The sequence below is a fragment of the Streptomyces sp. MK7 genome, assembly GCF_032658145.1.
Classification (GTDB): domain Bacteria; phylum Actinomycetota; class Actinomycetes; order Streptomycetales; family Streptomycetaceae; genus Streptomyces; species Streptomyces spiralis.
Map to the genome: position 1 here is coordinate 111210 of NZ_JAVACL010000019.1, position 12028 is coordinate 123237.

Annotated in this window: 13 protein-coding genes; 4 read left to right on the top strand and 9 right to left on the bottom strand. The window is 72.1% G+C overall.

All coding sequences use genetic code 11. The features are described 5' to 3' along the window. Positions 1–39: 39 nt before the first annotated feature. Positions 40–1152, bottom strand: coding sequence for an SDR family oxidoreductase (locus R2S09_RS21665; protein ID WP_306190522.1), 1113 nt, complete (start codon positions 1150–1152; stop codon positions 40–42). Positions 1153–1342: 190 nt separating this feature from the next. On the opposite strand from R2S09_RS21665, the gene R2S09_RS21670 reads away from it, so the two are divergent. Both R2S09_RS21670 and R2S09_RS21675 read left to right on the top strand, forming a co-directional pair. Next, complete coding sequence (locus tag R2S09_RS21670) at positions 1343–2818, top strand: zinc-dependent metalloprotease (protein WP_316742695.1); 1476 nt, start codon at positions 1343–1345, stop codon at positions 2816–2818. Next, positions 2815–3330: an NUDIX hydrolase gene (locus R2S09_RS21675; protein WP_316742697.1), complete on the top strand. Its 516-nt coding sequence runs from the start codon at positions 2815–2817 to the stop codon at positions 3328–3330. The genes R2S09_RS21670 and R2S09_RS21675 overlap by 4 nt, the downstream gene beginning before the upstream one ends. Positions 3331–3403: 73 nt before the next feature. Here the strand turns inward: R2S09_RS21675 and R2S09_RS21680 are convergent, their stop codons facing one another. The 4 genes from R2S09_RS21680 to R2S09_RS21695 all read right to left on the bottom strand — a co-directional run bounded on the left by R2S09_RS21680 (position 3404) and on the right by R2S09_RS21695 (position 7401). Then, positions 3404–4159: an AIM24 family protein gene (locus R2S09_RS21680; protein ID WP_306190519.1), complete on the bottom strand. Its 756-nt coding sequence runs from the start codon at positions 4157–4159 to the stop codon at positions 3404–3406. A gap of 17 nt (positions 4160–4176) precedes the next feature. Further along, the gene (locus tag R2S09_RS21685) at positions 4177–4857 is read right to left on the bottom strand and encodes an AIM24 family protein (protein WP_316742699.1); all 681 of its coding nucleotides are present in this window, start codon (positions 4855–4857) and stop codon (positions 4177–4179) included. A 12-nt stretch (positions 4858–4869) separates the two neighbouring features. After that, positions 4870–6585 carry a TerD family protein gene (locus tag R2S09_RS21690; RefSeq protein ID WP_316742700.1) on the bottom strand — a complete coding sequence of 572 codons (1716 nt, stop codon included), beginning with the start codon at positions 6583–6585 and terminating at the stop codon, positions 4870–4872. Positions 6586–6804: 219 nt separating this feature from the next. Further along, a complete protein-coding gene (locus R2S09_RS21695) occupies positions 6805–7401 on the bottom strand; it encodes a M48 family metallopeptidase (RefSeq protein WP_316742702.1) in 597 nt (198 codons plus the stop codon). A 263-nt stretch (positions 7402–7664) separates the two neighbouring features. Between R2S09_RS21695 and R2S09_RS21700 the strand changes: the two genes are divergently transcribed. Further along, positions 7665–8906: a TOMM precursor leader peptide-binding protein gene (locus tag R2S09_RS21700; RefSeq protein WP_316742704.1), complete on the top strand. Its 1242-nt coding sequence runs from the start codon at positions 7665–7667 to the stop codon at positions 8904–8906. Next, positions 8899–10353, top strand: a complete 1455-nt coding sequence (locus R2S09_RS21705) for an AarF/ABC1/UbiB kinase family protein (RefSeq protein ID WP_316742706.1) — start codon at positions 8899–8901, stop codon at positions 10351–10353. The genes R2S09_RS21700 and R2S09_RS21705 overlap by 8 nt, the downstream gene beginning before the upstream one ends. Positions 10354–10404: 51 nt before the next feature. Here R2S09_RS21705 and R2S09_RS21710 read toward each other — a convergent pair whose 3' ends face one another. From R2S09_RS21710 to R2S09_RS21725, 4 genes are all read right to left on the bottom strand, one after another. Next, positions 10405–10614 (bottom strand): hypothetical protein, encoded by a 210-nt coding sequence (locus R2S09_RS21710; RefSeq protein WP_306190513.1) that lies wholly within the window; start codon positions 10612–10614, stop codon positions 10405–10407. Between the two features lie 135 nt (positions 10615–10749). After that, positions 10750–11073 carry a hypothetical protein gene (locus tag R2S09_RS21715; RefSeq protein WP_030183344.1) on the bottom strand — a complete coding sequence of 108 codons (324 nt, stop codon included), beginning with the start codon at positions 11071–11073 and terminating at the stop codon, positions 10750–10752. Further along, entirely contained in the window at positions 11070–11438 is a 369-nt protein-coding gene (locus R2S09_RS21720; protein ID WP_086726209.1) for a WhiB family transcriptional regulator, read from the bottom strand. Before R2S09_RS21720 ends, R2S09_RS21715 begins: the two co-directional genes overlap by 4 nt. 174 nt (positions 11439–11612) lie before the next feature. Next, positions 11613–11933, bottom strand: coding sequence for a hypothetical protein (locus R2S09_RS21725; RefSeq protein WP_030183339.1), 321 nt, complete (start codon positions 11931–11933; stop codon positions 11613–11615). Between the last annotated feature and the right edge of the window lie 95 nt (positions 11934–12028).

A 12028-nucleotide genomic window follows, 5' to 3' on the forward strand; every position in this document is an offset into this window, starting at 1 on the left:
GCACCGTCGTGCCCGCGGCGCGCCCCGCCGGACCCGGGCTCACATCCGTCGCCGGGCCTTGCGCGCCCGCCGCACCACGGCGGCCGCGCCCAGCAGGGCGACCGTCGCGCCCGCGGCACCCGCCGCCGTCGCGTCCTTGCGCCCCAGCCGCCGACCGGCCACCGTGTGCCGCCCGGCGACCTCCTCCAGCAGCTCGGCGAGCACCTCCTCATTGGTCCACTTCGGCCGCCACCCCGCGTCGTGCAGCCTGCTGCCGCTGACCACCCAGGGGTACATCGTGTAGGCCAGGTCCCCCGCCGGAGACGGGGTGAGGCCGATCCGGTGCAGCCGCGCCGCCGCCCCCAGCGCCACCGCCGAGGGCAGCTCCATCCGCCGGATGCCGCTGAGCTCCTCGACCTCCTCCTGCTCCAGCCATCCGTCGCAGCCGACGGCCAGCTCGCCGTCGACCTTCTCCAGCACGGCGTGCTCCAGCGCACTGCACAGGTCCTCGACGTGGCAGAACTGCCAGGCGGGCCGCGAACCGGCCACGACCAGCAGCCGCGGCGACTCGAAGTACCTGGTCAGCGCGGTGTCGGTGCCGCCGACCAGCACCGCCGGCCGGACCACGGTGACGTTCAGCCCGGGGTGCGCCCGCGGCGCGCGGCGCGCCAGCCGCTCGATCTCCAGCAGGTCCCCGACGCCGGTCGCCTCGGCGGTCGCCCGCAGCTCGGCGTCCTCCGACAACGGCAGCTCGTTGTCGGGCAGCGCTCCGTACACCATCGCGGAGGTGCACAGCACGACCCGGTGCACACCGGCCGCCGCGGCCGCGGTGAGCACCGTCTGCGTCCCCCGGACGTTGTAGGCCGTACGGGCGGCGGGGTCGGTCTCCAGATCGAGGTCGAGCGCCAGGTGCACCACGACGTCGGCGCCGCGCAGCTTGTCGGCGATCGCCGGGTCCCGCACGTCGAGGATGTGCCACTGCGCCGCCGCGCACTCCCCGCGTCGCTCGTCGATGGCGATGACCTGCCTGACCTCGCCGGACTCGGCCAGCCGCTCCGTGAGCAGCGCGCCGACGCCGCTCGCGGCTCCGGTGACCGCGACGACGGGCCCGCGCGCGGCGGGAGTGCTTTCAGGGTTTCGCGCTGCGCGAACCTGCGGATCTGGGGAACTCACCGGGCGTCTCCAGCGGTTGTCTTCCATACGGGCGCGAATGACGCGTACGTACCAGGTGGCTCCATCCTGCCGCAGCGGCTGTGTCGGCGAAGCACCGAGGCCCGATGCGTCCGCGGTGTCTACGCTGGGTGGTGTTGTCGGGCAGCCGCGCCGCCGGAAAAACCGGTGGCCTTACCAGCCGAGGAACCCCGTGAGTGACACCCCATTCGGATTCGGCCTTCCGCCGGAGGAGCCGGACGACGGCGACGAGGGCAAGAAGAAGGACCAGCAGAGCGGTGGTGGGCAGGGACCGGCCAACCCGTTCGGTTTCGGGCTGCCCGGAGCCGGAGGCCTTGGCGGGCCCGGCGCCGACAATCCGCTCGCAGCGATGTTCGGCTCGCTGAACCCCACCGACCTGGGCGCCGCGTTCCAGCAGCTCGGCCAGATGCTCTCCTACGAGGGCGGCCCGGTGAACTGGGACATGGCCAAGCAGATCGCCCGCCAGACGGTCGCCCAGGGCACCTCGGACGGCACGAAGGACGCGAGTGTCGGCCCCGCCGAGCGCACCGCCGTCCAGGAGGCCGTCCGCCTGGCCGATCTGTGGCTGGACGATGTGACGTCCCTGCCGTCCGGCGCCGCCTCCGCGGTGGCGTGGTCCCGGGCGGAGTGGGTCGAGGCGACCCTGCCCGCCTGGCAGGAGCTCGTCGACCCGGTCGCCGAGCGCGTCGGCACCGCCATGGGCGATGTGCTGCCCGAGGAGATGCAGGCCATGGCCGGCCCGCTGATCGGCATGATGCGCTCCATGGGCGGCGCCATGTTCGGCACGCAGATCGGCCAGGCCGTCGGCGTGCTGGCCGGCGAGGTCGTCGGCTCCACCGACATCGGCCTGCCGCTCGGCCCGGCCGGCCGGGCCGCGCTGCTGCCGGTGAACATCGAGAAGTTCGGCAAGGACCTGGGCGTGCCGCTGGACGAGGTGCGGCTGTACCTCGCCCTGCGCGAGGCCGCCCACCAGCGTCTGTTCGCGCACGTGCCGTGGCTGCGCTCGCATCTGTTCGGCGCGGTCGACGGGTACGCGCGCGGGATCAAGGTGGACACCGCCAAGCTGGAGGACGTGGTCGGCCAGTTCGACCCGCAGAACCCCGAGCAGCTGCAGGACGCCCTTCAGCAGGGCATGTTCCAGCCGGAGGACACCCCGGAGCAGAAGGCCGCCCTGGCCCGTCTGGAGACCGCTCTGGCGCTCGTCGAGGGCTGGGTGGACGCGGTCGTGCACGCCGCGGCCAAACCCCGTCTTTCGTCCGCGGACGCGCTGCGCGAGACGCTGCGCCGCCGCCGGGCGTCGGGCGGCCCGGCCGAGCAGACGTTCGCCACGCTGATCGGTCTGGAGCTGCGTCCGCGCCGTCTGCGGGACGCCTCCCGGCTGTGGGCCTCGCTCACCGACGCGCGCGGGGTGGAGGGCCGCGACGGTCTGTGGGCGCACCCGGACATGCTGCCGACGGCCGCCGACCTGGACGACCCCGACGGCTTCGTGCACCGTGAGCAGCTGGACTTCACCGAGCTGGACAAGATCCTCGGCGAGGCCGCGGGCGGCTCCGCGCCGAAGCCGGACCTGCACAAGAAGGACGACGGCGGCCAGGAGGACGACGGCGGCCGGAAGGACGGCGGCGGCAAGGGCGACGACGCCGAGTGAGCCTCCACGACGACGCTGTCCTCGTACTGAAGGGGTACGAGGGCCAGGAAGAGCTGCGCCAGACGTATCTGGACCATCTCGCCGCCCATCCGGACGGCATGTGGAAGGCCTGCGCGGACGGGCACATCACGGCGAGCGCCCTGGTGGTCGACGTCGAGCGCGGCCGGGTTCTGCTCACCCTCCACAAGAAGCTGCGGATGTGGCTGCAGATGGGTGGCCACTGCGAGCCGGTCGACGCCACCCTGGCGGCCGCCGCGCTGCGGGAGGCCACCGAGGAGTCGGGCATCGGGGGGCTGGCCCTGCTGCCGGGCGGTCCGCTCCGCCTGGACCGGCACCACACGCCGTGCGCCTGGCACCTGGACGTCCAGTACGCCGCCGTCGCCCCGCCCGGGGCGGTCGAGGCCATCAGCGACGAGTCCCTGGACCTGCGCTGGTTCGCCTACGACGAGGTGCCGGGCGTGGCGGACAAGTCGGTCGTACGTCTGGTGGAGGCGACGCGCGCCAGGCTCTGAGCCGGGCGGACGGGTAAGGGGTGGCCGCCCTTGCGGTCACCCCTTACCGCGGCTCGGCTCCAGGCGTCTCGGCTCAGCTCCAGACGTTGCCCTGGTTCTGTCCCCGCGCGCCCTGCTGTCCCATGCCGAACTGCGCGGCGAGGCCCTGCCCGATCACCGCGTTCTGCGGCGGCAGCAGCTCACTGGGCTGGACGAGCGCGTAACCGCTGCCCATGAAGCTGAGCTCCCAGCCCTCGCCGGTGTTGCCGCGCCGCCGCCACACCCCGGAGGAGTGCGTCTGGGCCTGCATCTGCACCCGCAGACCGGTGGACCAGGCGACGATCGCGTCGGCGTCGCAGTTGACGTACTTGTCGGGCGTCACCTGCATCATCAGCGGGGCGCCCGAGGTCATCAGGGCGACCTTGCCGCGGCCGGTGATGTTCAGCTGGTACTTCCCGGAGCCGGAGATGCCGTACATGCTGTCGACGGCGATGACCTCGTGGTGCAGCGAGGAGTCCATCGCCAGCACATAGCTGCTGTCGACCGTCAGGCCGTCCTGCTCGACGTCCATGACGTGGACGTACTGGGCGAGGTTGGCCAGGTAGACCGTGCCCTGCCCGTGGCAGCGCATGAGGTCCAGGCCCTCCCCTGTGCGCGCACGCGCATAGGCCTGGTTGGTGCTCTGGTACTCGGCGTCGAACTCGACCAGACCCTGGTAGGCGACCATGGTGCCCTTGCGGGCGAGGATGTCGTCGTGGCCCTCCAGGGTGACGCGCAGCATCTGCTTGTTCTGCAGGCTCCAGCGTTCCTGGGTCTGGGTGTCGTTGAACGCGAAAAGCGGGCTCTGCATGGTGTTCTGTCTCCCCCTCAGCCCCGGATCCGGAGGCGGTCGGTGCTGTCCTCGCTGGGCTGCACGACGACGATGCCCTGGCCGGAGAAGGCCATCTGGTACGCCTCGCCGCTGCCGCGGCCGATCAGGGACTGCGCCTTGAAGCTGCGCTTGCCCTTCACCTTCAGGTTCGGGGACCAGGCGACGAGCGCGTCCGGGTCGACGTAGGTCTCGTCCTCGCCGCTGCCGCAGTCGACGACGATCGGCTTGCCCCGGGAGGTGAGCGCGACCCAGCCCTGTCCGGAGATCTTCGTGTTCCACAGGCCCTGCCCGGCGAACTTCGCCAGGCCCTTGACCCGCTCGACGCCCCACTGGAGGTTCGCGTCGAAGGCCAGCAGGTTGGTGGCGTTCACCGAGATCGCGTCGCCGCCCAGGTTGATGACGACGACGTCGGCGCCGTAGTCGGCGAGGTAGAGCAGGCCGTCGCCGGAGCACTTCATCAGGGGCGTGCCCTCGCCGGTGATCCAGTCGCGGGCGATCTGCCGCACGGCCGGCGGGTTGGGCTCGTACTGGATGAAGCCTTCGTAGGCGACCATGGATCCCACGCGCGCGAGGAGGTCGTTCCCGGTCTGCATGGCGACCTTCAGCATGTGGCTGCCGTGGTTCTCCATGCGGGCGGTGACGGGTGCGGGGGCGTAGCCCGCGAGCGGCTGGTTCATGACGGGCTCCCTCTAGACCTCGTAGGGTTGGACGACGACGAAGTTGCCGGGTGCGGCCCGGAACTGCAGGTTGACGCCCTCTCCGGTGTGTCCCGGGTAGGCGTTGCGGCGCATGCGCACCTGGCTGGAGACGATCACCTGCGCGGCGGCGGACCAGGCGACCACGGCGTTGGAGTCGACGAACGTCGTCGGCGTCACCGGCAGCACCACGGGCGTGCCGTGCGTCTTGACGACGATGGTGCCGGTGCCCTGGAACTGCATCGTGAACAGGGCGCCTCCGGGGATGCCGTGTCCCTCGATGCGGCGGACCTCGTGCTGGAGGCTCTCGTCGAAGGCGAGGACGTTCTCCGCGGAGACGCAGATCGCGTCGCCCTGGAGTTCCACGGGGTGCAGATGCGTGGAGTTCTCCGCGAGGAACACCTGGCCCTGGCCCATGCAGCGCATCAGCTGCATCTCCTGGCCGGTGGCGTTGCCGACGATGCGGCCGGCGAAGCCTGCGCCCTTGTAGCTGAAGTCGACCTTGCCCTGGTAGAGCACCATGCTGCCCTGGCGGGCCAGCACGGGCTGGCCTCCCATGCCGAGATCGACCCGGATCAGCTTGCTGTTCTGCGGTGTCCAGCGCCGGCCGGTGGGCGTCTCCTTGAACTGCTGCAGCGCGGCGGCCACTCCGGTGCCCTGGGGAGCGCCCTGCGGGACTCCGTACGGCGCGGGTGCGCCCTGGCCGGGAACCTGTCCGTACGGCTGCTGGCCGTATCCGGGGGGCGGCGTGGGCTGGCCGTATCCGGGAGGCGGGGCGGGGGCCTGCGGCGCCTGGGGCTGGGCGTAGCCCGGGGGCGGTGGAGCGCTCGGGGCGCCGGTCTGGTGGCCGTACGGCGGCTGCTGGCCCGGCCGGCCGTAGGGCGCGGGGGCCGGGGACGGGGGCGGGACGGTGCCGCCCGGCGGAGCCATGGGCGCCACGATCGTCGGCGCGGCGTGCACCGAGGGCGAGGGCGGCGGGGTGGCCCCCGGGGGCGGGGCGAAGCCCTGCGCGGCGGGCTGCGGCGCGGGGGCCGGGGCGGGTGCCGGGGCCTCGGGCGTGATGGGCGCGGCGGGTCCGGCGGGGGCACCGAAGGCCGGCGGCGGGGAGGTCTGGGCGGGCGGAGCGAAGCCCGGAGCGCCGCCCGTCTGCGGCTGCTGCGGTGCCGGAGCGGGAGCCTCCTCCTCCAGGACCTCGCCGCCGAAGTTCTTCAGCAGCGCTTCCAGACCGCCGTCGAATCCCTGTCCCACGGCGGCGAACCGCCACACGTCCTTGAGGTAGATGTCGCCCAGCATCACGGCGCGTTCGGTGGAGAACTCCGAGCCGCTGAACGCGTACCGGGCCACTTCCTCACCGCCGGCCACGATGCGCAGGTATCCGGGGCCGATCTGCGACATCTGCCCCGCGCCGTCGACGGTCGCCGTGAACGACAGCTTCCGGATCTGCGCCGGGATCCGGTCGAGCGTGACCCTGAAGGACTCCGTGTCGCCCGCCTGCGCGCCCAGCAGCTGGATGGCCTCCTCGGGGGACTTCGGCTGGTTGAAGAAGACGAAGTACCGGTCGTCCGAGAGCCGTTCGTCGGCGTCGAGGCCGAAGCAGCTGATGTCGAAGGTCAGTCCGGGGCCGGAGATCTGCACGCCTACGTACAGATCCGTGCCCGCGGTCAGGTCACTGATCCTGGCCTTGTGGCCGCGTTGGAATTCCCTGGGCATGCGTAACGACCGTCCCCCATCCCGAATACGAGTGCGTCGCGCCAGGCTAACGGCAAACTCCGAGACCGGACCAAGCCGGTACAGACCCGGTACACAATCCCCGCTCCCCTGTGCCGGACGCGGACCCGTCGGCTGTCTCTCCGTGCTCGCCCCTCCCGGCTGCCCCGTGGGCCGCCGTTCGGATCCCCGGTGGGCCGTTCCCCCGCCGAGGGCGGGCGGTCACTCGCCGCGCGCGGCCGGCAGATGCGGCAGTCTGCCGGCGGCGACCACCCCTTCGAGATAGCCCCGGGCCCGCTCGGTGCGCGGATAGGCCTCGAGAAGCCGCCAGAAGTCGGAACCGTGGCCGGGGACGAGCAGATGGGCGAGCTCGTGCAGGAGGACGTAGTCGACGACGTACTCGGGCATGCCCTGCAGACGGTGCGAGAGCCGGATGCTGCCCTCCGCCGGGGTGCACGATCCCCAGCGCGTGTTCTGGTTGGTGACCCAGCGGACCGAGGCCGGCCGGGCCCGGCCGTCGAAGTACTGGGCGGACAGCCGCTCGGCCCGCTCGGCCAGCTCACCGTCACCGAGCGAACGCCGGCTCTCCTGGGCGGCCAGCTTGTCGAGCATGACGTTCACCCAGCGCCGCTCCTCCGCCTCGGACATCCGGGCCGGGATGAGCACGATGGTGCGATCGCCCTCGCGGTACGCGGAGACCGTCCTGCGGCGACGGGCGCTCCGGCGGACCTCGATCGCGCTCGCCGCCGAGCCGCTCGGCGGCGGGCTCGTCTTGCTGCGCTGTGGCACTCCGGCACGGTGCAGTGGATCGGCGGACACGCCCCGACGTTACCGGGTGTACGCGGGGGAAGTCCCGGGTCCGGGACGGTTCCGCACCGATCCCCCACCGAGCGTCTGATTCGTACGACGAATATCCCCCGCCTGTGGACAACTTTCCGCACCGACCGGCCGGGCCGGGCATGCTGGCACTCGTCGGCGGAGCGATGACCGGCTCCACCGGCACCCGGGGGACGCACCGGACCCTTTCCCCGGGCTGCTGTCCGGGCTCTTTCCTTGGGTTTCTTCGGCTACGGGGGCCGCACATGCATCCGATGGTGAAACCCGCGCTCCGGCGCGGCTGGCGCGATCTCAACACCGTGCAGTTCGGGATGACTCCCGCGCACGCGATGACACTCGGCCCGGTCGACACGGCGACGGGCAGTTTCCTCGAGCTGCTCAACGGCACACGCGGCCTGCCCCTTCTGCGGGAGGAGGGGCGCCGCATGGACCTGCCGGAGGGCCATGTCGACCGGCTCGTGACCCGGCTGGCCCGCGCCGGCCTCCTGGACGACGCCCGCGGCGGGGGTGCGGCGGCCCGCGCGCTGCGGGAGAAGAAGGAGGTCATGGACCGGCTGCGGCCGGATCTGGCCTCCCTGTCCCTGGTGGCGCGGGAACCGGGCGAGGCGATCGGCCGGCTGGCCGCCCGCCGTGATCTGCGCGTACAGGTGCGCGGCGCGGGCCGGGTGGGTGCGGTCCTGGCGGCCCTGCTGTCCGGCGCGGGCATCGGCGAGGTCGACGTGCTCGACGGGGGATGCGTCGAGCCGTGGGACGTCGCCCCGGGCGGGCTGCCCGCCGAGGCCGTCGGAGAGCGCAGGACCGCCGCGGCCCGCCGGGCCGTACGCCGGGCGGCCCCGGACCGTCCGGCGCGCCGCGGCCCCGCGGCACCGCAGGAGTCACACGAGTCGCACGAGTCCTATGGGGACGGCGAGCCGGGCCACTCGCTGGTGATCCTCGCCCCGCGCGACGACCTCGCCGTGCACGCGCCCGACCCGGTCGCGGCGGCCGCGCTGATCGCGTCGGGCACCCCTCATCTGTACGCCGGCGTCGTGGAGGCCACGGGTGTCGTGGGTCCTCTCGTCCTGCCCGGCCAGACCGGCTGCGCCGAGTGCCTGCACCGGGGCCGTACGGACCGGGACGAGACGTGGCCGCGCCTGGTCGCCCAGTGGCGGTCCGGCAGGCGGCGCCATGTGCGCCCCTGTGACCTGGCTCTCGCCACGACGGTCGCCGGGCTGGCGGCGGCCCATGCGCTCGCCTTCCTGGACGGGGAGTCGCCCTCCGGCGCGGGTGTCCGCTGGGAGGTGTCCACGCCCGGCCTGAACTGGCGCGCGCGGCCGGTGTGGCCGCATCCGGACTGTCCGTGCGGAGCCGCGCTGAAACCCGTGGCGGAGGACACCTCAAACAAGGGTGCGTCACGCGAGACAATGGCTGGGCAACGGCCGTCATCGACGCCCTGCCGACGGGCAGACGCGGCGCGGCTTGCTGGGACTTGGAGGGCGCATGTCTGATCTTCCCCGGAAGGCGGTCACCCGGACCGCCAAGCTCGCCGCGCTCCCGCTCGGCTTCGCCGGGAGGGCGACCTGGGGACTCGGCAAACGGATCGTCGGTGAGTCCGCGGAGCTCGTCGGCCGGGAGCTGCAGCAACGCACGGCCGAGCAGCTGTTCAAGGTGCTGGGCGAGCTCAAGGGCGGGGCGATGAAGTTCGGGCAGGCGCTGTCCGTCTTCGAGTCCGCGCTGCCCGAGGAGGTCGCCGGCCCCTACCGGGCGGCGCTGACCAAGCTCCAGGAGGCCGCTCCGCCGATGCCGACCCGCACCGTGCACGCGGTGCTGGAGGAGCGGCTCGGCGCGGACTGGCGTGAGCTGTTCGAGGAATTCGAGGACAAGCCGTCCGCGGCGGCCTCGATCGGGCAGGTGCACCGGGCGGTGTGGCACGACGGCCGCGAGGTGGCGGTCAAGGTGCAGTACCCGGGCGCCGGCGAGGCCCTGCTGTCCGACCTGGGGCAACTGAGCCGGTTCGCGCGCCTGCTGGGGCCGCTGATCCCGGGCATGGACATCAAGCCCCTGATCTCCGAGCTGAAGGACCGTGTCTCCGAGGAGCTGGACTACGGCCTGGAGGCGCAGGCTCAACAGTCTCACGCGGAGGAGTTCGCGGAGGATCCCGACGTGGTCGTCCCGGCCGTGGTCCACCAGCGCGACCAGGTGCTCGTCTCCGAGTGGATCGACGGCATCCCGCTGTCCGAGGTGATCGCGGACGGCTCCCGTGAGCAGCGTGACCGGGCCGGCCAGCTGCTGGCCCGCTTCCTGTTCTCCGGCCCGGCCCGCACCGGTCTGCTGCACGCCGATCCGCATCCGGGCAACTTCCGTCTGCTGCCCGGCGGGCCCGACGGCGAGGACGACTGGCGCCTGGGCGTGCTGGACTTCGGCACCGTCGACCGCCTGCCCGGCGGTCTGCCCACGCCGATCGGGGAGTCCCTGCGGATGACCCTGGACGGGCAGGCCGAGGCGGTCTACGAGCTGCTCTGCGAGGAAGGCTTCGTGAAGGAGTCGATCGAGCTCGACCCGGACGCGGTCCTCGACTACCTGCTGCCGATCATCGAACCGGCCCAGGTGGACGAGTTCACCTTCACCCGGAGCTGGATGCGCAACCAGGCGGCCCGCATCGCCGACCCCCGCTCCCCCGCCTACCAGCTGGGCAAGCGACTCAATCTGCCCCCGGCGTACCTGCTGATACACCGTGTGACGCTCAGCACCATCGGGGTGCTGTGCCAGCTGGGGTCGACGGTGCGGCTGAGGGAGGAACTGGAGGAGTGGCTGCCGGGCTTCGTGCTGGAGCCCGAGGACGTCCTGGATCCCGAGGATGTCCTGGATCCCGAGGACGTCCTGAACTCCGAGGACGTCCTGGAGTCCGAGGACGTCCTGGAGTCCGAGGCCGAGGAGTCCGCCGTCGAGGCCTGAGCGAGGCGCGGAGGCAGGATCGAGGAGGGCCGAGCCGGGAGTCCGGCGGGATCACCACCAGGCCGAGTCGAGTCGGCTCTCGATGGAACGGAGGTTCTCCCGGGAGCAGGCGTCGCAGAAGTAGCAGCGGACACCGTTCTCCACGGAGCAGGTCCAAGTGGGGGGAAGGACCTCGGCCGGGGTGGCGCAGCGCGTGCAGACCACGGGCGGGCGCTGCGCGGTGGGGCCACCGTGGCCGGGTTCCGCGGGAAGACTCGTCACCCGGCGACGATACCTCCGCCGCCCTGGAACGGCGCGTGCAACGCACCGCGGGGGCAGGTCCGCATATCAACGGACCTGCCCCCGCGGGAGAGTTCACCTCCCGGTCGGGAGGCCACCGCTCGGCGGTGTGGGCGGTCAGTGCATGACCGCCATGGCAAGCGCACGGCGGGCGCGCAGCGAGGCGCGCTCGGCGCGGCGCTGCATCCGGCGGGCGGCCACCAGACGCATGGCCTGGCGTTCCTGCTCCGCCTCCCGCAGGCGTTCGTGCATATGCGCACGGGCCATGGCTTCGGGGATGAGTTGCATCTCTCGGGTCCTGTTCTGACGCGAGTCGTTCGCGCCGGTGGTGGTGACGTCTTCGGTCGCGGAGCCTGCGGGCTCGCTGGTGGACGGCTTCATCGGGGCCTGCTTCTGGGGGTCGTGCGTGAGGGGGCGGTCGATCGTTCCTGCGGTGTTCATGCCATGACCGGGTTCTTGCGCGGGCGGCCACGCGGCCGCTTCCGGGCGACGACAACACCCTGGACGAACAGCTCGCCACCCCAGACGCCCCAGGGCTCACGCCGCTCCTTGGCGCCGGCGAGGCAGGCCTCGATCAGCGGGCAGGTGCGGCAGAGGGACTTGGCGTACTCCACGTCCGCCGGCGACTCGGCGAAGAAGACCTCCGGGTCGTAGGAGCGGCACGGGACGGGTACGCCGAGGTTCTCGATGGCGTCGTCGAGCGCGGTGAGCGCGGTGAGCGGGATCAAGGTGGGGTCCTCCGTGAGACCGGGCTTGGGGATCGTGTCGGAAGGCGGTACGGACGGGGCGTGCGCTTCGAGTTGCACGGTTCGTCTTCCTCGTCTGGTCGGTCCGGCCGGTCGGCCGGGTGTCGGCTGGGTACCGGGTTCTTTTCTTGTCCCGAGGCCCCTTCGGTCCGCCGTCCCCGTTCGGGGAAAACAGAAGGGCCGCGGATCCCGGATGGGGTTCCGCGGCCCTGAAGGCGCCGGCCTGATCGGCGATCAGGCTGGATCACTCCAGGGTTTCGGCCCACGGAAGGCCCACATCAGGTGGTGCTGCGTCGTCTGCTTCCGGACTCCGGCACCGGCCGCCGTAAAGGCATAGGCCTGCGCCTGTGCCGCTACTGCTTCCAGTGCCTTGGTCGGTCGCTCATTGCGCTCACGGATGGGAAGACCCGCGAGAGACACAGGGGACGCCGGACGCACGGCACGAATGCCGGACAGACCGGTGCCCTGGTCCGAGACGCCGAGCATGCACAGGGAGGCGACCGAGCGATCGGTCATTTTGGCGGTGCTGAAGAAGCTGCTCTTGATGCTGATCACTGGACTCGCCTCCTCTCGGCGTCTAGGGGACTGGGGTGAGCCAGTCCGTTCGGATGTGCAAGTACAACACGGAATCAGGGCCTCAGGAAGACCAC

Bases quoted from the DNA above. Each gene is read 5' to 3' on its own strand.
- R2S09_RS21680 (WP_306190519.1), bottom strand. From the start codon at position 4,159: ATGCAGAGCCCGCTTTTCGCGTTCAACGACACCCAGACCCAGGAACGC.
- R2S09_RS21685 (WP_316742699.1), bottom strand. From the start codon at position 4,857: ATGAACCAGCCGCTCGCGGGCTACGCCCCCGCACCCGTCACCGCCCGC.
- R2S09_RS21690 (WP_316742700.1), bottom strand. From the start codon at position 6,585: ATGCCCAGGGAATTCCAACGCGGCCACAAGGCCAGGATCAGTGACCTG.
- R2S09_RS21700 (WP_316742704.1), top strand. From the start codon at position 7,665: ATGCATCCGATGGTGAAACCCGCGCTCCGGCGCGGCTGGCGCGATCTC.
- R2S09_RS21705 (WP_316742706.1), top strand. From the start codon at position 8,899: ATGTCTGATCTTCCCCGGAAGGCGGTCACCCGGACCGCCAAGCTCGCC.
- R2S09_RS21715 (WP_030183344.1), bottom strand. From the start codon at position 11,073: ATGAACACCGCAGGAACGATCGACCGCCCCCTCACGCACGACCCCCAG.